We start from the raw sequence: 24,087 nt of genomic DNA on the forward strand, positions 1-24,087 counted from the left end.
AAAAATATATAAAAGGTTTATATAATGAAAATACTAATTATAGGATCTGGCGGAAGAGAACATGCTATAGCTTTTAGTTTATCAAAGAATGAAAAAGTAAAAAAGATATATTGCTCTGACGGGAATGCCGGAACTTTTTATGAAAATAAATGTGAGAATATAAAATTAAATGGAATTGAAGAGTTTGTTAATTTTGCAAAAGATAAAAATATTGATTTAACTATAGTAGGAAGTGAGGAACTACTTGTTGCCGGTATAGTAGATATATTTGAAAAGAACAACTTAAAAATATTTGGACCGAATAAAAAAGGTGCTATGCTTGAAGGCTCCAAAGCTTATGCTAAAGAGTTTATGAAAAAGTATGGTATTAAAACGGCAGAATATAAAACATTTAATGACTACAATAATGCAAAAGAATATTTAAATAATATAAATTATCCTCTTGTTATAAAGGCGAGCGGGCTTGCTTTGGGTAAGGGAGTAATTATATGTAAAGACATTAACGAAGCTAATAATGCTTTAAAAGATATGATGATAAAAAAAGTATTCGGGGATGCTTGTAATGAGATAGTAATAGAAGAGTTTTTGGAAGGTTATGAGGCTTCTATTTTATCTATAACAGACGGAGAAACTATAATACCCTTTATATCTGCAAAAGACCATAAAAAAGCGTTAGATAATGATGAAGGATTAAACACAGGAGGAATGGGAGTAATATCGCCAAACCCTTATTATACAAAAGAGGCAGAAAGCTTATTTATAAAAGATATACTAACCCCTACTCTCGAAGGAATGAAAAAAGAAAATATAAGTTTTGCTGGTATAATATTTTTTGGGCTTATGATTACAAAAAATGGAGTATATTTGCTTGAGTATAATGTGAGAATGGGAGACCCTGAGACACAGGCTGTACTTATGCTAATGGAGAGTGATTATTTATCTTTAATAGAAAGTGCTATGGATAAGAAATTAAAAGATGTAGAAATAAAATGGAAAGATAAACATGCTTGCTGTGTGGTTATGGCTTCTGGAGGCTATCCTTCGAGTTATAACAAGAGTTATAAAATTACTGGCATAAACAATATAAACGGTAAATATTTTATCGCTGGTGCAAAGCTCAATGAAAATAAAGATATTATTACAAGCGGAGGAAGGGTTTTGAATGTTGTAAATATTGCAGGCAGTTTGGAAGAGGCAAGAAAACTTACATATAACGATATTGAAAAGATAGATTTTAAAGACAAATATTTTAGAAAAGATATTGGTTTAATTAAGCAGTAAAATCACATAATAAAAAATTATACAATAAATGCTTGTTTAATAGTTTATATTATTAAATAAGCATTTTTTTATATTATAATTTTTGTATCATAAATAAAATGTTTCTAAAAAAATAATATAAGATAATAAAAATTACAAAAATTAATACTGTCTTAGTGTAAAGTCTTATAGAGATATACTTAATTCTTGCATTCTTGTATGGTGAAATCATCTTGTTTGAATTGTTAATTATCAAAAAAGTATTTAAAGAGTAAAAACATTGAATTTACAAATTACGTTAATGAATTCAATCTAATGCTAAAAATTGCTAAAACATATAAATGCAATGATGAAGTTTAAGTATGAGTTTTTTAATATGCTTATATATTATTTTAGTTTCTTGATTATCTCTTTAGTGAAATATGGTAAATCATCAGGACATCTTGAAGTAACAATATTTCCGCATACTACTACTTTTTCATCTTTATAATTAGCTTTAGCATTCATTAAATCATCTCTTATGCCTATATAGCAAGTAGCATCTTTTCCTTCTAAAACTTTTGCTGATATTAAAGTTTGCTGTCCATGGCAAATAGCTCCTATAGTGAGATTATTATCCGCAAAATATTTTATTATTTTTTTAACATTTTCATTTCCTCTTATAGCTTCAGGAGCTCTTCCTCCGGGTATTATTAATGCTTTATAGTTTGAAGGGTTTACTTCTGAGAAATCTAATTTTGCTTCAACTTTGAAAAAATATTCTCCTTTAATTTCACCTTTGTTTAGAGCTGCTATATCAACTTCAATGCCCTCTTCTAATAGTCTAAAATAAGGGTAAAATAATTCTGAATCTTCAAAAAAATTATCAGTAATAATTAATGCTTTCATTTCTATGCTTCCTTTATATAATAATTTTCATATATTATAATATAATATTTTTTTATTATTGCCAGCAATAAATTTTATTAAAAAATAGAATATAACTTTAAAAAAATTATTATGTGGACTTAAATTTTTTGTATAATTAAAAATACCACTTTATAAGAAAAATGTCCAGCAGGCAAAAACCTACCAGACATTTTATTAATAAAAAATCAAAAATTATGTTTATTATTATTTTTTATTCATATTATTATATTCTTTAAATAAAGCAGAAGCAACGCCGCCTAATGCTAAAAGACCCAAAAGGTTTGGTATAACCATCAAACCATTGAAAGTATCAGCTAAAGACCATACTAAATCAACTTTTAAAGCAGAACCCAAAAGTACAAAACCAACAACTAAAACAGCATAAACTTTAGCAGCTTTTACTCCAAATAAATATTTAATATTTTGCTCTCCAAAGAAATACCAACCTACTATAGTGGTAAAAGCAAAAAAGAATAAACATACAGCAACAAATACAACACCAAAATAACCAAAACCCATTCTAAAAGCTTCTTGAGGCAAACCAACACCTTTTAATATTTCAGGTATTTGAGAAGCAGAAGCTAAAGGATATATTTTAGTTTGCAATATATCAGAAGTTAAAATAACTAAAGCAGTTAAAGTAACAACCACAAAAGTATCGAAGAATACCCCTATCATAGCAACAACACCTTGTTCGCAAGGATGTTTAACTTTGGCTAAGGCATGAGCATGAGGAGTAGAACCCATACCAGCTTCGTTAGAGAATAAACCGCGCGCAACACCAAAACGCATAGCCTGCTGTATACCTATACCTAATCCGCCTCCTATAACAGCTTGAGGATTAAAAGCTGCAGTAAATATTAAAGCTATAGAACTAGGAAGATTTTTAATATTCATTATTATAATGATTACAGAACCAATGATGTATAATAAAGCCATTATAGGCACTACTTTTTCTGTAAATGAAGCTATTCTTTTTAAACCACCAATAAAAATAAAAGCAGATATTATAGCACATATAATACCAATATATATAGGTTTAATTTGAGGGAAAGCATTAACAAAAGCACCGGATATAGAGTTAGATTGAACCATATTACCCATAAAACCTAAAGCTAATATGATAAATATAGCAAATAAAGCAGCTAAAAATTTACCAAAAACACCTTGATAAGCAGCACGTATATAATATGCAGGCCCCCCTATAACATGACCGTCTTCGGTAGTAGTCTTATATTTTTGACCTAAAGAAGCTTCAACAAAGATTGTTGCCATACCAAAGAAAGCAGATACCCACATCCAAAATATTGCTCCTGGACCTCCAGCAATTAAAGCAGTAGCAGCACCAGCCAAATTACCAGTACCAACCTGAGCAGCAATAGCAGTTGCAAGAGATTGAAAAGAACTCATGCCTTCTTTATCAGCAGCTTTACCTCTTAAAGAAAGACTTCCAAAAGTTCTGTCCCATCCATCTTTAAACTTTGCTATCTGCACAAATTTAAGCCTCAAAGTGAAATAAATTCCACTTCCGCATAGCATAATGATAAGCAGATAATCCCATAAAATACTGTTTACCTTTGCTACTATGTTTGAAACAACATCCATAATAAACTCCTATGATTTTAATATATTAATAAAAAATGGAAACATTAGATATTATTTTTTATATCTAATATTTCCATAATTTGCAAAATTAGTAAAAAAGTTACTAAAATTATAATTAGCCTTAATAACAGATAATCTTAACCTAAGATATAAATCCGCCTTTTCTCAAAATATTCTCAGCATTCTCTCTATTTTTATCACTAACTAATATGATAGGTCCAGTACAACCCATACCAGACTCAGCATATATACCATTTTCCATAACTAACTCTACAGCCGCATCTAAGTCCATAACCTCAACTCCAGGAATTTGAGCAGTTACAACTTCTTTAGCAACAGTAGGTTTAGCTTTTTCACTTCCAGAAGAAGCATTAGCCTTAGGTTTTAAACTTTCTAATATAGCATCAAAACCATATTTTTTTACTTCCTCTTCTTCTTTATTCATAACATCTATTATATTGCCGCTAATACACTGATAAGCATACTCAATAGCACCAGCAATAACATTAGAACCAGAAGCCCTTGAAATAATGAATATAGGAGTTTTGAAACCAAATCCTATACCAGGACCATAACCATATCCTATAGCCTCATAGCTTCCGCCGCTATTGAAAGATGAGAACATTTTTATAAGAATGTTTCCTGTAAGAGAATCACAAACTACAACATCAACAGCACCAGTAATAAGGTCATTGCCTCTTAATACAGCACCGCCATCAGCACGATTAGAAGAACCGAATTTAATATTGTAGCCATTAGAAGCAAGCTCTTTTAAAGCTCTCTCAACAGTACGAGCAGAATCTATATTCAAAATACCAACAGTAGGCTCTTTTATACCGCAAGCTTTAGCTGTTATAATACCATAAATAGCATTTTTAAACATAGCCTGATCTCTAACAGTAGCAGAAGTACCAGTAGTAGTAGCAATATATGTTTCTTTACCATTAGCTTGAGAAATAACTCTTCCAACAGTTGACACTCCTATCGGGAAAGGATAATGCATAGTAACACAAGCATCCAACTCTCCTTTAGCAAGCATCTCTTCCATTATCTTATGAGCTTTTTCATCGCAATCTGTTTCTATTGTTTGAAGACCAGTAGAGTTCTTTTCACCAATTAAAACAACTTCAACATTTTTGTTTCTCTTCATAGCTATTACGCCGCCAAGAGATACAGCTTCTGCACCATGCTCAGAACCTCTGTTTGTTATACCAACTCGTACCTTCTTACCAAATTGACCAGTTTCTAAAGCATTAGCAAGAGAGAGGAAAGTCTCCCCTATCATAGATTTTATAGCTGAATTAGAAGCATCACTCATCTAATACCTCCTTATTCACCTAACATGCTTTTAGCAAAATCTCTCATAGCATTAGCAATAAGTTTATTAACTTCTTCTTTAGAAACATTTTCGCCAGTGCCTTTATCACCATTATTTTTTTCTATAATAACAGATATACCGTCAAATAGATTAGTCATTCTTCCCAAGAAAAGTGAACCTTTACCTATAAGCATTATGCGGTTAATTTTACCAGCCATAATGTCTTCAATAGCATAACCCAAATAAGGTACACCAGATGGAATATGTCCTTGAGTAGGAGCCCAACCAGACATACCATGCTTTTCAACAAACTCTGCCAATTGACTTCTATCAATATCACCCTTCTTAACACCTATAGCAGCTATCATTTTGTAGTTAGCTTCAGGTACATCGCCAGCACCAGCAGGTTTAGTTACATCAGGGTTTTGCATCTCAACAGTATATTTATCTATATCAGTAACTTTTAAATTTGCTTTTTCTAATGGATTTACTATTAAAGAAGTCATAACAGCTTGAGGAGCAGAACCTGTAGCAACAGTGTGTCTTCCAAGTACATCAGTTCTAATGATTGGATGTACTCCGTCATTTTCACTGATTAATACAGCAAAAGCACCTAATATATCTTCAATGATAGGAAGATTTTTAGTTACATGGCTTTTACCATTCATACCTAATTTAGCAGTAGCACCACCAGCAACTATTACAACATTTTTGTAAGAACCAGCTTTTACTAATGAAGCAGCTGTTACTAAAGCATGTGAAGGAGCAGCACAGAATCCTCTAATATCAAAACCAGTAGCATTTGGTATACCAGCAATTTCTGCAACACTCTTAGCAAAGTTACCGCCGCCTCTTTGGTTCATATCACCGCAAGCTTCTTCAGAACATTCAATAACTAAATCAATACTGCTTGGATCAACATTTTTCTTTCTAATAAGTTCTTTTAAAGCCATAACACCAGAAGCCTTAACTGCTAAGTTTTCAAAAATAACATGTGCACTCAAGTTAATATCAACATCATGAGCTCTTTTTACACAACCAACTAATTTTTCATTGAAATATAAACCTTCAGCATGTTCTTCTTTTATTAGTTTTTCTATATCTTCAATTTTTGTTTCGCATTTTACTTGAGCTAAATCTTTTTTAATTTCTTCTTCTGATTTGTATTTAGATTCTACAGCAACATAAGCATCTCTCATTTTTTTCTCAAACTCTGCTTCTAAATATACCAACTCAAAAGTGTCAGAAATTTTCATCATAAAAATGAATTCATCTTCAGCAAAAATCTCACCAAACTTTCCATTTCTATCACCTTTACAAGGAACCCCAATCCAGCTTCCGCCAGCTTTTTTTACCTCTTCAGAAACTTGACTAGCAAGCTTTTTTAACTCTTCAGGGTGAAGATTACCAATATAAGTTTGGTTAGGTGCATAATTTACAACATCTTCAAAAGCTCTAAGATGTTTTTTAATATTTTTTAAATAATCAGAATTAGGATTAACTTCCCTTTCAACTGTTTGCGTAGTACCATTATTAATAACCATATCAGGTGCATGTACTAAGCTATAAGCAGCAGCTTTTAATACAGCAAAACTCATCTTTTATTCTCCAAAATATTTATATTAATTAAAATAAGGGGACATACAAGTATTATTAAATATTTGTACTCCCCTTTTTTATTTTTATGATTCAATAAAACAATTAATTTTCAAAAACTGTTTGAGAATCTACAGGAGTTGATAAAGCTTTTAAAGCTCTTTCAACTAATGTACGTCTTAATTTTTTCTCATCCTCTTTAGATAAGTTTGGATTACCTAATGGGTGAGGTATAGCAACAGCAGGAACTATTCTGTTAGCACCAACTGTTAAAGATATAGGAACAATAGTACAAATATGAACTACAGGTATTCCAGTAGCTTCTATTGCTTTAACCATCGTTGCACCGCAACGAGTACAAGTTCCTCAGGTTGATGTTAAAATAACAGCTTGAACGCCGTCTTTAACTAAAGTTTGAGCAAATTCACTAGCATAAGCCTTAGAGTTTTTAACTGAAGTACCATTACCAACTGTAGTGTAGTAGTATGGATAAAGCTCTCCAATTTTACCTTCTTTCTGTAAATCTTTTAATACGTCAACAGGTAATACTCTGTTAGGGTCTTGGTTAGCATAAGTAGGGTCATAACCCCCATGAGCTGTTTCACCCATATCATCAATAGAATATCTGCCATATTTTGAAGCAGAAGAAGATTCTATATGGTCAGGGTTGCCAGTTGGTACTATACCGCCGCTTGTTACGATTGCTATTTTAGCTTTAGTAATATCTTTAATAGCTTCACCAGGAGTTACTCTGTCGAAATCTGGCATAGGATATTCTGTAGTAAATGCTTCACCTTTAATTTTTTTGATAAGCATATCAACAGCTCTCTCAGCACCATTTTTCTCTCTAAACAATGGAACACGTATTCCCCTAGGTATATAACCTTCAGCTTCTGGTGTGCCAATCTCTTCTTTTTTAAGAAGTTTAGAAACTAATTTAGCTATTGTTGGTAAAGCAGTCCTCATGCCAGCAGCAGAGTCTTTAGTAGAAACGATATAAACATCTTTCTTAAACATATCTGCTCCAGGGTTTTCAACATACATACCAGTAACAGCAGAGATTTTTAATTCATCTTGCACCATTTTAGCAACAGTACCGCAAGCAGTACCATAACGGCCAGCATTAAAAGCAGGACCAGCAACAACTAAATCTGGACTATAGCTTTTAATCATATCTAAAACTTCTTTTTTAGCTTTATCTAAGTTCTCGTTAAAGTAAGAGTCTCCGCAAATAACCGTACCAACAACTTCAGCATCAACACCTAACTTTTTAAGCTCACCTTGAAGTCCCGCACCAGGACCAACCACTCCATCTCTTTTTTCTGGAGCTATATCAGCTTTTTCTTCACCGCCAATGTTAGCAAAGAACTGATTAATATAATGAACAATTTTATATTGTGGCATTTAAGCCTCCTAATTTTTTAATTTAAGGCAACCAAATAAATAAATATTAGGCTGCCGTGTTTTTAAAAACCAAACTGGTTTTTATTTACAATGGATTTTTTTATTTTTTAGAGAATTTGTTTTTTATAAAAAATTGTAAGTTAGCTATATTATTTGTTTTCTTCACGCATTCTTTTCATTTCTGCGATTATTTCATCTACATTTAATGTCATTTCTGCCATACCAATCTGTTCATCATAAACAGAAGCATCTACTGCCTCTTTGAACTCTGGCTCTACAGCATGATAAGCATCTAAATGTAAAGCAACATTAGCTAAAGCACCAGCATAAGTAGGGTCACCTAACATTACTGTTTCAGCAGCTAAACCGCTAGCTTCTGCTTCTGCTGCACCAAATAATACTACTAAATTCTCCTTACCAAATTTTTCTGCAAACTCTTTAATTCTCTTTTGATTCTCTAAATCCATCGCTCCTGCGGCTGTTCAAACAAAACACTCCGTAGCAGCAAACAAAACTTCTGCGTCGCTTACTGTTTCAACGCAAGCTTTGATAGCTTCTCCAGGAATGCCGTCTCTATCGCCAATGATAATTACTTTTTTACCATTTAAAATACTCATGGCTTTCCTCCTAAAAATTTTGTTTATATTCTAATAATTTAATACACAAAACTAATTATAGTCCTGTAGCACTAAATTTATTAAAACCTAATTCATTTGTAGCACCAGTGATAACCTGTATCTCTGCTTCAATAGAACCGTCTGCTTTTAATGAACCGTCAAATCCGCCTGCTATTTTATCTGTATAATCTAACATACCTATTACTTTATCCATTTTTGGTAAGTTAATAACTATATTAGCATTACCAGCTGTTACTGTAGCATTAGCTGATACATCTGAATCTGCTAAAGATTGAGAAGAACCATCTCTGCCAGCATATTCATCTGTGATAATACAAGTTTTAATTCCGAATGCTTCTGCTTTTCTGCAATTCATTATTAAGTCAGCATCTGGGTTACCAAATCCTTCTTCAGAGATGATTACTGCATCTAATCCGAAATATTTAGCTAATTTTGATGCCCAATCTGATGAACGCATCTTATCTGCTAAGAATACGTTTTCATTTGTTATAATAACACCCATAAAGTTAATATCTTTACCATGTTTTTCATATAAAGCTTTAATTACAGGGTTATTTAAGTGGTGATAAGTAGTGTTTTTATCGCAAGCTGATACACAGTTACCGCTTACTATAGCACCATCCATTACTTCTGTTGGATAAATAAATGTTGGAACTATTTTCTTAGCATCAACACCATAAACATAAGTATCATGTAATAAGCCTTGTGTTTGAAGCATGTATACATAACCTACTTTTGGTAAATTAGGATACATTGCAGCTTGTTCAAATATAGGTTTAGTTTCATAAGTAAAAGTTTTGTCTGCTTTTACTTCTTTAGCTAACTTACCTAAATAAGTAGCAACTTTTAAACCTGCACCTCTTACAGCAGCTTCATAATCATGTTTTTCTAAATTGTCTACTGGCTCTATAACTAAACATAAATTATTAAGTTTAGAGAATGGTGTATAGTCAGCACCAGGGCCAGACATATCAATGATACCTTCTTGGAAACCAACTATTTTACCGCAAGTAACAACAGCAGCACCTTTTAATACATTAGTCTTTCCCTCACCTACAGTATCTACTTTAGATATCATTCCAGGGAATACTCCGCCTCTGCCTTCTATTTTTACTCTAGGCTCTATAACATCTTTTACAGGTGTTATACGAACGGATTCTCCCGGACGAGCTACATCAATTTTTACACTTTTCAATTTGTCGTCCTCGAGCACCATCTTTGTAACTTCATCAACGTTTACATAGAGTACTCCATTCTCGACTTTTGAAATCTTGTCAAGTTTTATATCTTTAATATAAATCTCGCCTAACTCTAACTTCATATAGTCTCCTTTTATATTTTTATTTTATTATAAACATAAATTATAAGCAATAAAAAAGAGCAGAAGTATATAAAAACATACTGCCACTCTTAAATTTCATTAAACACAATTTAATCCCTGATAAAATTATTCCTAGCAAAATAAACAATGCAATAATATCACTATAAATAGAATATTCTTTCATTGCAACGCAAGATATATTTTTTACTCAGCCTTTAAATTTTATCATCTATATTTTCCTCTAATTAAATAATTAAGAATAATGCTCCTCTATATATTTGTTAGCAGAAATTCCAGCTATAGCACCGTCAGCCGTAGCAGTAATAACTTGTTTCAACATTTTTGGTCTTAAATCTCCGCAAGCAAATACACCCTCAACATTCGTTTTCATTTCTTCATCTGTAACTATATAGCCATCTTTCATTTCAACTTTGCCTTCAAACAATTTTGTCAAAGGAACATATCCAACAAATATAAATACACCAAATGTGCCATCCTCTTCATCTGCCTTATATTCGTAAGTCTCGCCTGTTTCATTATTTAAAAATATAGCAGATTCAACAATTCCGTCACCTTTAAGCTCTAAAAGCTCAGTTCTAAATTTTATTTCAATTTTAGGATTAGCTTTAGCTTTTTCTTCTATAGAATTAGCACAACGAACATAATCTTTTCTAACTATTAATGTTACTTTTCTTGCAAATTTAGATAAATACATAGCTTCTTCTACAGCAGTATCTCCTCCGCCTATACAGAAAACTTCCATACCTTCAAAGAAGTTAGCATCACAAGTAGCACAATAAGAAACACCCTTACCAGTGTACTCTAATTCACCCTTACAGCCCAATTTTCTAGGCTGAGCGCCTGTAGCAATTATTACTGTTTTTGATGTATAAACTTCTCCGTCAGATGTTTTTACTTCTTTTACCTTTCCATCTAACTTAACATCAACTACCTCTTTATGCTCTATTTCAGCACCAAAAGCTTTAGCTTGCTCTATCATCTTGTTGATAAGATTTTTAGGATGTCTTGCCTCTTCATTTGGTTCATAAAAGCCAGGATAATTAGCTATTTCATCAGTAATACTAATTTGTCCGCCAAAACTCGCTTTCTCAAAAATAATTGTCTTTAATCTAGCTCTTGCAGAATAAACACCAGCTGCTAATCCAGATGGTCCGCCGCCTATTATAATACAATCATATAAATTACTCATATAAAAATCTCCATAAAATTACTTATAAAATACTTTCTATTGCTCCGATAACCAATTTATAATCTATTAACCTGAAATCATCATCTATTTCTTTAGTTAACTTCCTCTTAGGCTTATCTAAAAAGTTTTTTGTAAGCTCAATAGAATTTTCTATTAACTCTAATGAATACAAATCTAAATCTGAACCCTTAGATAAAGCAACACTCTTATAAGGAGTTTCATAAGGTTTTATACTGCTCACTATAGGATGAGTTAATAATTTATAACCTAAATGTATAAAGTCTCTAACTTTATAGAGAACTCCCATAAAATCCGAATCTGACATATAAATTATTTCTGCATTTCTACTTTTTACTTCTTCAAAAATTTTCGGATTATTTGTTATAATAACGCAACTCATACTACAATATAATATATATTATTTTCCATGTTTGTCAATATATTATTACAACAGCATTCTATTTTTAAACAAAAAAAAAACTAAAAAAAACCATTACTGTTTATAATATTACATTAGATAGTTATTTATAAATTTTTATATATTTTTATTGTGAATTAATAGTCAATAAAAAAATACTTCCTATTTTTACAGTAAACAAAACATAAAAAATAGGAAGTACACCATAAAATAATAATTATTTCTTGTTTGATAGCTTCATTAAAAAATAAACAATAGCTCCTATCACAAGACCGCCCAAACCAAATATAATTTTCTTTAAATCTGATTGTGATAATAACCACAAGCTAACAACTATAGCAATTATAGGAATAACAGGTCCAAGAGGAAGAGTAAAACCTCTCTCCATATCTGGAGCCTTTTTTCTCATCACTGGAACTGCTAAACAAGTAGGAATATACTGAGCAAAACGTGATACAACACTAATAGCTGCTAATGTAGTGAAACTTCCTGTAAGTGTAACCAATGCTGTTAATACAACTGATATTATTACTGCTACATAAGGAACATCTTTAGAATTTCTTTTTGAAATAAAGCTTGGAAGCTGATTTTCATCAGACATAGCAACACCCGCACGAGGAGTTAAAAATGAAGAAGCTACATTAATACCGCCTATAGAAATCAAAGTACCAGCAGTAACCATAGCACCAGCCCATTTACCTAAGAACTTTTCTGCTGCTGTAGCCACTGGTGTACTTGTTGTTGCTAAAGAAGCTCCTAATATACCTATGCTGTTTACCTGAATAAGTATATATATTATAGCTACCAATATCAAAACTATACATATAGCAAGAGGAACATTCTTTTTAGCATTATCCATATCTCCTGCTGCAACACCTATAGATTCAAAACCTGTAAAAGCATAAAATATAAGTAAAGCTGCACTTCCAAATGTACCTTTTAATACAACTTCACCATTTTCAGCCACAGGATTTACAAAGTTTTCACCCTTTATAAAGAAAATACCAACTGCAACAAACAATATTAAAGGTATTAATTTACCAGTTGTTACTATATTATTCATTATTTTGGATATTTTTACTCCCATAATGTTCATTATACCAAGCAAAACAAGTATACTTATAGCAATAACTTTTTGAACTAAAGGATTTTGAGCCGGAGCCCAAACTGCCCCCAATGCTGTAGGAAAACCCATAGCCATAGCAGCCCAAGCAATTATACTTATAGCCCATTTCATTATACCAACTTCAAAACCAACAAACTCGCCAAATGCATCCTTGGCATAAAGATAAGGTCCGCCATTATTCTTATACATTCCTCCCATTTCAGCAAAACATAATGCTATAGAAATAACCAAAAAAGCATCAAATATGATTACCCCTATACTCATTACACCAACTTCAGCATAAGCCTGATTGGGAAGCAAAAAAATACCTGTTCCAACTATAGCATTAATACCAAGTAATACTATACTAAAGAGCCCTAACTTATTACCCGACATAAAAAACTCCTTAAAAATATTTTAAAAAAATAATATAAGAGGTAAAGAATTATCTCTTACAAACAGATATCAATTTTTTGAAAATATTTAAAGCGAAATCATAATGAGAATGCATCATTTCCGGGTGAAACTGCACACCAAGCACAAAATTGCCGTTTTCAGTATATTCTACACTTTCAACTATGCCATCTGTAGAATAACTTGTAGCAACTAAGCCTTTGCCCAAATCTTTAATAGCTAAATGATGAAAAGAATTAACCCTTAAACTATCCCCTACTATCTCTCTAATAACACTGCCTTCTTTAGTTGTAATATTATGTGTAGGTTCATAAGGTTTAGCATTTTGTGAATGTTTTATATAGCAATCTTTGATAAAAGACAAATCTTGATATAAGCTTCCGCCAAATGCAACATTGATAATTTGTAAGCCTCGGCATATACCAAGTATAGGTTTTTTCATTTCCAAAGCATATTTTATTATTTTTAATTCATGATTATCTCTTCTTGGAAATATTCTTCCAAGCTTAGAGTTAATTTCTTCTCCCCAATATATTGGATCAATATCATATCCGCCTGATAGAACAACTCCATCTACATGAGAAATTTGTGCCTTTATATCATCATCATCATCTATCATCGGAATAATAAAAGGTATACCGCCAGCTCTTGTAACAGAAAGCACATAATCATCATTTACATAAGCTCTCTCATAACCAGAAAAAGCTCCATCATTTTCAATAGTAAGTATACTTCCGCTAATACCGATAATAGGCTTCATAAAACACTCCATATAACAAATCGTATTTAAAAGTATAGTATAAATTATATAGTTTGTCAAAAAAACTGATATAATTTATAATATAAAAATAATTCTAATAAAAAATAATTTTAAATGGCATTGTACTTTTATGAAACAAGAAGCAGAAAATATTTTAGATAATATAAAAATAAAAATAAAAGAAGTAGAAAATGAACTGATAAACATAAGAAGACATATACACTCATACCCAGAATTAAGTAATCAAGAATATAACACAATGGAGTTTATATCAAACTATTTAAACTCTCATGAAATAAAACATAAAACAAAAATAGCAAATACTGGAATTATAGCAGATATTTTAGGAAAAGATAAAAGTTTTACTATTGCATTTAGAGCAGATATTGACGCTTTGCCTATAGAAGATTTAAAACATTGTAGTTATGCTTCAAAAAACAAAGGAGTTTGTCATGCTTGCGGACATGATGTGCATACTGCAATAAATATGGGAATAGCAAGAATATTCTCAAACAAAGATAAAAATTTTATACCCCCATGTAATATAAGACTAATATTTCAGCCTGCAGAAGAGACAACAGGCGGAGCTTCTAATATGATAAAAGAAAATGCATTACATAATGTAAATATTACTTATGGGCTTCATGTAGATGTTAACACCGATATAGGCAATATAAAAATAACTGATAGTATAGTTAATGCAAGCTGTTTAGATTTTAAAATAAAAATATATGGCAAAAAATCTCATGGAGCTAATCCAGCTGATGGAGTAGATGCTATAGTAGTATCTGCAAATATTATAAACGCCATACAAACTATCATAAGCAGAAGCATATATGTAGGAGAAAATGCTGTTATTACAATAGGCACTATTAACGGAGGAAAAGCTACAAATGTAATATGCGATTATGTGGAAATGGGTGGTACTATTAGAGCACTAAAAGACACAACTATTAATAATATAATACATAAAATAAAAAAAATAATTAAAAACATAGCTCTATCAATGGAAGCTGACGGAGAGTTTATAGAAACAACTTACTTTCCAAGTTTAATTAATTGGAAAGAAGCAGCAAATATTGTGAGAGAAAATGCTGTAAATTTATTAGGAGAAAAAAATGTATTAAATATAAAACCATCTTTAGGCGCTGAAGATTTTTCTTATTTTATATTAAATAAACCTGGAGCTTTTTTTAATCTTGGAGCTAAAAATAATAAAAAATCAATAATGCCTAATGCACATAGCGGTTTATTTGATGTAGATGAATCTTGTATTGCAATAGGACTAACATTACAAATAATGAATATTTACAACACTTATTTACAAAAAGATAACTTCCCAATAGGAATGCATAGATAATATTATTAATATTTTGCAAATAACAAAAAAATTTATTGACAAGATTATATTATAAAATATAATCTTTCTAAAAAATCCATACTAAGGGTGGGTAATATGAAAAAATATATTATTATTCTTACCGCTTTATTCTTATCTTTTTTATCTTGCACAAATAAAAATACTATAGACGAAAACACTATTTATGTAAATCTTGGAGCAGAACCCAAAACTATTGACCCTGCTCTAAATATCACATTACAAGGCTCTACCTATGTAACGCACTTGTTTGAATGCTTAACTACAAAATATAAAGATATAGCCATTCAGCCCGGAGCAGCAGAAAGCTGGGATATATCTGAAGATGGGCTTACATATATATTTCATCTAAGAACTAATGGTAAATGGTCTGACGGAAAACCTTTAACTGCTCAAGACTTTGAATATTCTTGGAAGAGAGTTGTTGATCCAAATACAGCAAGCGAGCCTAGTTATTTATTTGAGCCTATACTTAACTTTTCTAATGTTAATGCTGGATATATGCCTGTTGATGAGTTTGGTATAAAGGCTTTAGATGATTACACATTGGAAGTAAAATTAGAATATCCTACTGCTTATTTTTTGGAGCTAGTAAACCTTCCTGTATTTTCACCTGTACGAAAAGATATGGTTGAAAAAAATCCAGACAATTGGACTAGAGACCCTAAAACTTGTATTGGTAATGGTGCTTTTATGTTAAAAGAGAGAAAGCCGGACCAAAGCATTACTGTTGTAAAAAATACCAACTACTGGGGAGCTGACACAATAGTAGCTGAAAGAATTAAATTTGTTCTTATGGATAATCCTAATTCTGCAGTTGCTGGGGTTAAAGAAGGCTCGCTTCATTTCTCTGATCAATTTCCATATCAAGATGTAGACACGCTAAGAGAAGAAGGTTTAATAGATATAGCAACAAGAATAGGCACTCAATATTATGCACTCAATACTACAAATGAAACTCTAAAAGACAAAAGAGTAAGAAAAGCATTATCGCTTGCTATAGATAGAAACTATATAGTAGATAATATTATAAAATCTGGTAAACCTGCAGGTGCATTAGTGCCTTGGGGTGTTACAGATGTAGAAGGTTATTTCAGGGATAATGCAGGTGAATATATAAGCACAAACAAAGCAGATTATCAAAAAAATGTAGAAGAAGCTAAAAGATTAATGGCAGAAGCAGGATATCCAAACGGAGAAGGCTTTCCTGTATTAGAGTTTTATCTTACATTTAGTAACGATATACCTATGTTTGAAGCTGTGCAGAATATGTGGAAAGAGAATCTTGGTATAGATGTTAAGCTTACACAAATGGAGTTTGCACCGTTTATTCATGCTTTTAGAACAGAGAGAAATTATACTATGGCGGCTGCAAGTTGGACTGGAAGCTACAATGACCCTACTACTTTTTTAGGTATGTTTGTTAGCTATTCATACAAAAACCACTCTCTATTTACAAATAAAGCTTTTGATGAAGCAATTAGCATAGCATCAAAAACTACTGACCAAAACATTAGAATGAGAGAATTACACAAAGCTGAAAAAATACTTATAGATGATGAGGCTGTTATTATACCTATAGCATACTTTGAACCTGCTGTATTAAAAAGCCCTAAATTAAAAGATGTATTCTATATACCTTTTGCTCAGTACAAATTTTCTTATTCATATTTAGAATAATAGGTAATTATTTGTAATGATATTAACCTTGTATTATACAGTGTTTTTTAATTTAAAAATCTCCTCACCGCACGTTAAGCAAAACAAAATATATAAATTAATTATAAATACAAATTTTATTATTTTTATAAATAGATTTACCGTGCGGGAAAGTAGATTATCAGCTTAATTAAATCTTGGGCGGGGATGCTTTTTTTAATTATACAATAAAGAATATTAAAACAATATTTTTTATATAAACACAAAACCTAATAGGGCGGGGTTTAAAAAAAATTAATAAAAAAGAACTTAAACATTTTTATATTGATTTTTTTTATTATAATTATATAATGCCTTACAATAAATAAGGTAGGGCTTATATCTAAAATATAAGATTTCCGATAAACTTCGACAATATCATTTTTTAAAAAACAAAATACGAAGACTGGCAGCCTATCCAGTAATATAATTTTTTCAATAAAAGGGGACTCATATTCTATGAAAGTTATGGGAATAGTTGCTGGAAGACATAATGGAAACAGCGAAATTTTAGTAAAACAAGCTTTAACAGCTGTAAAAGATGCAGGAGGAGAGGCTATACTTATTAATTTATTTGATTATGATATAAAGCCTTGCTCAGGATGCGAATCATGTACAATAGGCATGGAGAAAGCATTCAAAGAAAAAAAAGAATATAAAGGCTGCATCTACAAAGAAAAAGATGATATGGACAAAATAGTTAATGTTATGAATGAATGCGAAGGTATAATAGTGGGCTGTCCTACTTATGATTTGCTTCCTTCTTCATTATATTTATCATTTGCTCAGAGATTTTTAGCTTATGAATTATCATTTAGAATAAAGATAGGACAAGTAAAAAAAGACCCTCACACAGTAGCAGGACTTATAGGAGTGGGAGGCTCTAAACATGATTGGCAGACTATGAGCTTGGAGGGGCTTGCTGCTACAATGTTTACTCAATCTATTACAGTAGTAGATATGTATTTAGCTACAAGCGTTGGAAGACCAGGAAATGTTCTTATACATAAAGACTATTTGGAGAGAGCTTACCAAATGGGCAAAAACATAGCTCAAGCAATTAATACACCTGTTGAAGAGAGAAAATGGCTTGGAGACCCTAATTTAGGTTTATGCCCAAGATGTCATTCTTCTTTAATATACCCAGGCGAAGAGCATTGGGACGGAGTTAAGTTTAATTTTGAATGTGCTGTTTGCGGTGCGGGAGGCGATTTAGTAAAAGGCGAAAATGGAAAGTATAAATTTGTGCTTGCTGAAAACGGACTTATAAGAGACAGAAATATTAATGAAGCAAGGGCAGTGCATTTACAGGAGATAATGGAGACAAGAGATAATTTTATGTCTAGAAAGGGAGAGATAGAAGAAGAATATAAAAAATTTAGAGAGATGAAATTTGAAACTATAAAATAGCCGTTAATAAAACCTTTTATATAATAAAAAAGCACTATTTATAATTATTAAATTAATTTTTAAATAGTGCTTTTATTTTTGAGTTTATATTAATTATATTTTGTCTTGTATGTTTTTGTTTTTATTCAACTTTTTCCCGCCTTCGCTTTGCGGACTTCGTCAAAGTTTTTGCCCTCCGGGCACGCTTTGCGAAAATGCAATTTTTTTTAACCTATACGAAGAATAAAACTTTTTTACAAAATATAACTATATAATATTATTCTTCCTTTAACTTAAAATATTCTATAGCCTTTATCAAATCCTCTGCCTCATTAAGAAGCGACTGCGAAGCTGAAGTTGCCTCTTCTACTAATGCTGCATTTTGCTGAACTGAAGTATCCATTTGTGTAATCGCAATATTAACCTGACTTATTCCCCTTCCCTGTTCTTGAGCAGCTATATTAATCTTTTCCATTATTGCTGAAGCATCGTCCATCTTTTGAGATATATCATCAAACATCTCTTTAGATTCTTTTACACTTCTAGTAGCTAAATTAATTTTATTAGTGCTGTCTGTAATCAAATCTGTAATATTTTTTACAGACTCCTGAGCATTCTGTGCTAAGTTTCTAACTTCACTAGCAACAACAGCAAATCCCCTTCCCTGCTCTCCTGCTCTAGCTGCCTCTACAGAAGCATTCAAAGCAAGTATATTAGTTTGAAAAGCAATATCCTCTATCAGTTTAGTAATATTTATAATCTTCTCGCTAGCCTCATAAACATCATTCATCTTCTCAACACTGTCTTCTACTATAGTACCAGCTTTCATAAGAGAATTTTTAGCATCAGCAACCATTTGCGTACTTCTAGCAACCCCCTCTGCAGATTCTTTTATAGCACTAGCCATCTCGTTCATAGATGAAGCAGTCTCTTCCAAACTAGCAGCCTGAGATTCTGTTCTATGTGATAAATCTGTGTTTCCTGATAATACCTGATTGGCTGCAGTTGATACTTGCTCTGCTGAGTTTCTTACAGTATGTACTACCTTATTAAAATTAAGCATAGCCTTATCCCAGCCTCTAGCAATATCCCCCCATTCATCTTTTCTGTTTTCAAAGCCCTTAGGTATTTCTATAGTTAAATCTCCTGTAGACATTCCTACTATATCTTTTGCTAAAACTGTAATAATGCTAGAAACTGTTTTTCCTATAATGTAAGGAACTATTAAAAATGCTAAAACAACTATCACTATAGAAATAATTATCATTATAGTTCTTATTTCGTTTGAGTCTTTGAATATTATTCTATTTGGAGCAGTGATTTTCAATCCCCAATTTTTACCAGGTATAATATCAACAGGTGTAAACGAATAAGTATAATTCTCTTTTACTGTTTGGCTATAAGTTTGAAATATTACAACTTCATTTTTCATTACTTTATTAAACATATCAAATTTTTGATAATAAGGATATATCTCATCTAAAGTTTTACCTATAAAATAATCCTTATCGCTGTCATATAATATAAGTCCTTTATTATCAAAAAGTGTTGTAGTGGTGCCTTCAAAAAGTTTTATATTAGAAAGCAAACTATATAGAGATTCTACTGATACATCTATAGCAACAACACCTATTACTCTATTATCTGCCTTTATAGGTATAGACCAAATAAAATTCATAGATTTATTATTATTTGTAGAGGAAGTAAAAATATCTGTTATATAATTTGATTTGCTAGCTACAGCAGATGTATAATAATCGCTTTGAAAAATAGTATTATCTAAATGTCCATCTATTAAGTTATCGCCATCTCTTGTTATATAATAATTAAAACGTCCATTAGCTTGCATATATTTTTCTGATGTTAAATAATTATTATCATCATTAAATATATTAGGCTCAAAAGCTATTAATAATTTATTTACTTCTTTTGGGAGGGTAGTAAAAAAATTGTAAGCTGCTACCTCATAAAAATTTCTGTTTGATACACCGTCTTTATAAAAACCTGCTACGGTATTAGCAAAGCCGACTGTTATATCAGCCTCATCATTAATAATAGATTTTAAACTTTCAACTTCCATCGCCGCACTTTGTCTTAATATTTGATATACAAACTCTTTACTCGCATTTCTCACATAAACAATATTTACTACATTGGCAAATACGAGCATTATAACCAATGGAATTAATATAGAAAAACTTATTTTTAATCGAAGACTTATTTTTTTCATAATATAAACCTCTTCTTAATAATAAATAATATTAATAAATAATGTTAATAAATATTCTTTACAATTATTTTACTTTTTAAAAATATAAAATCAAGCATAAATTTTTAATTATTAAATTAAGATTAAAAAAAAATACAAAAAATATACATTAAAATGAAAAATTATATAAAATTATGAAACAATAAATATCTTTTTATTTATAAAAACATATACAACAAATGAAACAATAATTCCAACAAATGCCCCAAAAATAACATCACTCATATAATGAACCATCAAATAAACCCTTGAAAAACTTATAATCGAAGCAAAAATTACCGCTAAAAAACTATATCTTTTATTAAAGTAAAGAAATATAGGCAAGTAAACAGCAAAAGAAACTGTAGCATGCGAAGATGGGCAGGAGAATGATGTTTCAATATGACTTCCTACAGCTGCCCAATAATCATAATAGTCTGTAATAGGACGCTCTCTTGCTATTAAAGGTTTTAATATAACTGCAGTGATAATAAATGCTATAAAACAGCTAACAGCCATATTTATTCCGCAGAGTCTAGTTTTTTTAAATATCAAAAAAGCTATTATTAAAGCAGTCAAAAATATAGCATCGCCCATATTTGTAACTAATGAAAAAAAATAGTCCAAGAAATTAAAATTATTATGTAAACTATGTGCAAACTCTATTGCCGAACTATCCAATTTATTTATTAAATTCATAAACTAAAGTCCATATATAAAACAAAAAATACATAAAACATATTGTCAAATAATGTCTTTTAATATAACATAAAAAAATCAAAAAAGGAAAAATGGTTTATGAACGAATATATAGTTTCTATAGGCGGCTCTAATATAGATATACAAGGCTTCTCCAAAGAAAATATTTTATTAAAAGAATCAAACCCTGCAAAAATAAATATATGTACTGGAGGCGTTGAAAGAAATATTGTTCATAATTTATCAAACTTAGGTCTTTACAATATCAAGTTTATAACATCAATAGGAGATGATATATTCGGTGATATTCTTCTAAACAATATAAAATCGCTTAATATAGATACTTCGTACATTATAAAAAAAGGCTCTTCCACAACATATATGGCTATAATGAATAGTGATAAAGATATGTATTTAGCCGTTTCTGATATGGACGATTTAGACAAAAACATTACAATAGAATATTTAGAGAGTATAAAAGAAATAATAAAAAATGCAAATCTCATCACAATAGATGCCGTAATAAAAAGAGAGATTTTTGAATATTTAATAAAAAACTTTCCAGACAAAAAATTATTATGCGATGCTGTATCTGTAAAAAAAGCAGAAAATATAAAAGGATTAGAAAAACATATATATGCTCTAAAACTCAATTCAAATGAGGCTTCATTTCTTTTAGACAAAGACATTGGCACAATAGAAGATGGTTTGGAGGCGGTGAGTAGATTTATAGACATAGGAGTATCAGAAATATACATTACGTTTGCAGAAAAAGGAATATGCTACGCCTCTACTAAAACAAAACCAACACATATAAAAGCACCCAAAGTAAATATTTTAAATGCTTCAGGAGCAGGAGATGCATTTATGGCTGGTATAATTTATTCTATATACAATAATTTTGATTTAGATTATAAAGTAAAGTTTGCCGCCATTATGTCTATGCTCGCATTAGAAAGCGAAGAGACTGTCAGCAACAATATAAGTTTAGAAAATATTCATCAAAGACTAAAACTAATATTTAATTGCTGACAATACTAATGCTTCCTTAATTAAATTAACTTTAATAAATTCAAAATATTATAATAATATTAAAACATCTTAGCTATTTCGATTTTTGTTTCTAATAAAGTTTTTCTTATCATTAATGTTTCTATATTACCTATCCTATCTCTCTTTTTTATCATAATATAAAAGAGATATATTTTATTATATTCCCTATAACAAAATATTCTTATATCATGATACCTTATTTCCCATATATCATTTTCTATCTTTTTATAAAGTTTCTGCGGCGGCTGAATATTTAAAGAAAGCAAATGTGCAATATAATTAATTTTTTCATAAAGCATTCTTTTTCTTACAACTTTATAGTCTATAAAGTTCTTTACCCAATCATGATAATATACTGTTATATTATCATTTGATAATAAGTATTTTAGCATATTAAATCCTCCTTCTTTTTATAAAAAATAATATATGATATTAAAGCATGAAAAATCATACCTAAACCAAACATAATAATTATAGTGTTCATATTAAAATTAATATAACCTCTTAATATATACACAATACCATAATAAACAAAATTGATTATAATTGAATTTATAAGATTATAACTTGTCCTACCATAACCTATAAATATATTATCAGGTATAATAGACAAAGCATAAAATATATAAAAAGGTGATAATTTTAATACTATAAAATATATATCATTATGATTTTCAAGCCTTTCAAGATATTGAAAGAATATATTTGAAAATAAAACTAAAATAGCCCCTAAAAATGTAATTATAAATATTATTCTAAAATAATTTCCAACTTGGCTATTTTTCTGCTCTTTACAATTAGTTCTTATCACTTCATTCAAAGCTAATACAGGCATTAATAACCAATTCCATATAAAATTATTTGCTACCCAATAATTACCTTGTTCAGCAACAAGATTAACCATTTTTACTACCATTAAAGCATACACTATATTATCAACCAAAATTTGCAATGCTGAAAATATACCTATTTTGAAATATGAAATGAATATTTTTTTATCATCTTTAGAAAAGCCTGATAATTTTAATAAACCCATTTTTACTAAAATAACAATACCCAATATTCCCATTAAAGTATTCATAATCATATTAGAATATGCTACACCGAAAGCATTGAATCTTGATACTAAATTAAAATCTAATATCACAAGAAGCAAAGTCTTTATAAAGGCAAATATTATAAAAACTTTATATAATTCTTTTGATACTATAACTATATTTACAGAAGTGATAATAAAACCAATTACAAATGCTATAGTCTCTAAATTTAAATATCTAGTAACTAAATCAATATCTGATTCATTTACATTCATAATTCCTATAAGGCTTCTTGATATTATGTAAACAATAATAGAGAATAAAAAATATAGCACAAATCCAACTGTTATAACTTTAAAAGTAACTTTTGGAAAATTAGCATCATCATTTTTTATTACTCTGTTAAATATAGCATAAAGAGGTATATGCAAAAAAGCAAGTAATGTTTCATTGATTAAATCAAACCATTCAAGCTGCCCTATAACATTAAATACAGATGAGTCTGTAGAAATTGAAATTATCATAGTTCTTATAGTTTGATATAATGCCGGAAACAAAGATAAAAATATTAAAGAAAAATATAACTTGTAATTAAAATTTTTCAAATGAAAAACATTTTTAATCATG

The 24,087-nt window shown here is 30.2% G+C and carries 20 protein-coding genes; 5 read left to right on the plus strand and 15 right to left on the minus strand.

Translation table 11 applies throughout. The features are described from left to right. Positions 1–24 precede the first annotated feature (24 nt). Positions 25–1,281, plus strand: a complete 1,257-nt coding sequence (purD, locus tag R4I97_RS00050) for a phosphoribosylamine--glycine ligase (RefSeq protein WP_335783129.1) — start codon at positions 25–27, stop codon at positions 1,279–1,281. Positions 1,282–1,647: 366 nt separating this feature from the next. On the opposite strand, the gene R4I97_RS00055 is transcribed toward purD, so the two are convergent. The 11 genes from R4I97_RS00055 to R4I97_RS00105 form a co-directional block, all read right to left on the minus strand. Next, positions 1,648–2,148, minus strand: coding sequence for a type 1 glutamine amidotransferase domain-containing protein (locus tag R4I97_RS00055; protein WP_335783130.1), 501 nt, complete (start codon positions 2,146–2,148; stop codon positions 1,648–1,650). Positions 2,149–2,373: 225 nt separating this feature from the next. Further along, positions 2,374–3,774, minus strand: a complete 1,401-nt coding sequence (locus tag R4I97_RS00060) for a sodium:alanine symporter family protein (protein WP_335783131.1) — start codon at positions 3,772–3,774, stop codon at positions 2,374–2,376. Positions 3,775–3,916: 142 nt separating this feature from the next. After that, on the minus strand, positions 3,917–5,092 hold the full coding sequence (grdD, locus tag R4I97_RS00065) for a glycine/sarcosine/betaine reductase complex component C subunit alpha (protein WP_335783132.1): 1,176 nt from the start codon (positions 5,090–5,092) through the stop codon (positions 3,917–3,919). 11 nt (positions 5,093–5,103) lie between these two features. Beyond that, positions 5,104–6,690: a glycine/sarcosine/betaine reductase complex component C subunit beta gene (grdC, locus tag R4I97_RS00070; RefSeq protein WP_335783133.1), complete on the minus strand. Its 1,587-nt coding sequence runs from the start codon at positions 6,688–6,690 to the stop codon at positions 5,104–5,106. Positions 6,691–6,793: 103 nt separating this feature from the next. Continuing rightward, positions 6,794–8,092, minus strand: coding sequence for a glycine reductase complex selenoprotein B (gene grdB, locus R4I97_RS00075; protein ID WP_335783134.1), 1,299 nt, complete (start codon positions 8,090–8,092; stop codon positions 6,794–6,796). Between the two features lie 149 nt (positions 8,093–8,241). Further along, positions 8,242–8,709 carry a glycine/sarcosine/betaine reductase complex selenoprotein A gene (gene grdA, locus R4I97_RS00080; protein WP_335764294.1) on the minus strand — a complete coding sequence of 156 codons (468 nt, stop codon included), beginning with the start codon at positions 8,707–8,709 and terminating at the stop codon, positions 8,242–8,244. A 55-nt stretch (positions 8,710–8,764) separates the two neighbouring features. Next, positions 8,765–10,051: a glycine/sarcosine/betaine reductase component B subunit gene (locus R4I97_RS00085; RefSeq protein ID WP_335783135.1), complete on the minus strand. Its 1,287-nt coding sequence runs from the start codon at positions 10,049–10,051 to the stop codon at positions 8,765–8,767. A gap of 253 nt (positions 10,052–10,304) precedes the next feature. Then, entirely contained in the window at positions 10,305–11,261 is a 957-nt protein-coding gene (locus R4I97_RS00090; protein WP_335783136.1) for an NAD(P)/FAD-dependent oxidoreductase, read from the minus strand. Positions 11,262–11,283: 22 nt separating this feature from the next. Beyond that, positions 11,284–11,661, minus strand: a complete 378-nt coding sequence (locus R4I97_RS00095) for a GrdX family protein (RefSeq protein WP_335783137.1) — start codon at positions 11,659–11,661, stop codon at positions 11,284–11,286. A gap of 235 nt (positions 11,662–11,896) precedes the next feature. Continuing rightward, positions 11,897–13,180, minus strand: coding sequence for an APC family permease (locus R4I97_RS00100; protein WP_335783138.1), 1,284 nt, complete (start codon positions 13,178–13,180; stop codon positions 11,897–11,899). Positions 13,181–13,229: 49 nt separating this feature from the next. Next, positions 13,230–13,958 (minus strand): gamma-glutamyl-gamma-aminobutyrate hydrolase family protein, encoded by a 729-nt coding sequence (locus R4I97_RS00105; protein ID WP_335783139.1) that lies wholly within the window; start codon positions 13,956–13,958, stop codon positions 13,230–13,232. A gap of 130 nt (positions 13,959–14,088) precedes the next feature. On the opposite strand from R4I97_RS00105, the gene R4I97_RS00110 reads away from it, so the two are divergent. The 3 genes from R4I97_RS00110 to R4I97_RS00120 all read left to right on the plus strand — a co-directional run bounded on the left by R4I97_RS00110 (position 14,089) and on the right by R4I97_RS00120 (position 18,444). Next, on the plus strand, positions 14,089–15,318 hold the full coding sequence (locus R4I97_RS00110) for an amidohydrolase (RefSeq protein WP_335783140.1): 1,230 nt from the start codon (positions 14,089–14,091) through the stop codon (positions 15,316–15,318). A gap of 96 nt (positions 15,319–15,414) precedes the next feature. Then, entirely contained in the window at positions 15,415–17,016 is a 1,602-nt protein-coding gene (locus R4I97_RS00115) for a peptide ABC transporter substrate-binding protein (RefSeq protein WP_335783141.1), read from the plus strand. 477 nt (positions 17,017–17,493) lie between these two features. Next, positions 17,494–18,444, plus strand: a complete 951-nt coding sequence (locus R4I97_RS00120) for a flavodoxin family protein (RefSeq protein ID WP_335783142.1) — start codon at positions 17,494–17,496, stop codon at positions 18,442–18,444. 256 nt (positions 18,445–18,700) lie between these two features. Here R4I97_RS00120 and R4I97_RS00125 read toward each other — a convergent pair whose 3' ends face one another. Both R4I97_RS00125 and R4I97_RS00130 read right to left on the minus strand, forming a co-directional pair. Then, on the minus strand, positions 18,701–20,653 hold the full coding sequence (locus R4I97_RS00125) for a methyl-accepting chemotaxis protein (RefSeq protein ID WP_335783143.1): 1,953 nt from the start codon (positions 20,651–20,653) through the stop codon (positions 18,701–18,703). A 171-nt stretch (positions 20,654–20,824) separates the two neighbouring features. Then, a complete protein-coding gene (locus tag R4I97_RS00130) occupies positions 20,825–21,370 on the minus strand; it encodes a phosphatase PAP2 family protein (protein ID WP_335783144.1) in 546 nt (181 codons plus the stop codon). Between the two features lie 99 nt (positions 21,371–21,469). On the opposite strand from R4I97_RS00130, the gene R4I97_RS00135 reads away from it, so the two are divergent. Continuing rightward, a complete protein-coding gene (locus tag R4I97_RS00135) occupies positions 21,470–22,402 on the plus strand; it encodes a carbohydrate kinase family protein (protein ID WP_335783145.1) in 933 nt (310 codons plus the stop codon). A gap of 59 nt (positions 22,403–22,461) precedes the next feature. Here the strand turns inward: R4I97_RS00135 and R4I97_RS00140 are convergent, their stop codons facing one another. Next, on the minus strand, positions 22,462–22,815 hold the full coding sequence (locus R4I97_RS00140; protein ID WP_335783146.1) for a hypothetical protein: 354 nt from the start codon (positions 22,813–22,815) through the stop codon (positions 22,462–22,464). Further along, on the minus strand, positions 22,809–24,086 hold the full coding sequence (locus tag R4I97_RS00145; RefSeq protein WP_335783147.1) for an MATE family efflux transporter: 1,278 nt from the start codon (positions 24,084–24,086) through the stop codon (positions 22,809–22,811). The genes R4I97_RS00140 and R4I97_RS00145 overlap by 7 nt, the downstream gene beginning before the upstream one ends. Position 24,087: the final 1 nt, after the last annotated feature.

The organism is Brachyspira pilosicoli, from assembly GCF_036997485.1.
Taxonomy (GTDB): Bacteria; Spirochaetota; Brachyspiria; order Brachyspirales; family Brachyspiraceae; genus Brachyspira; species Brachyspira pilosicoli_C.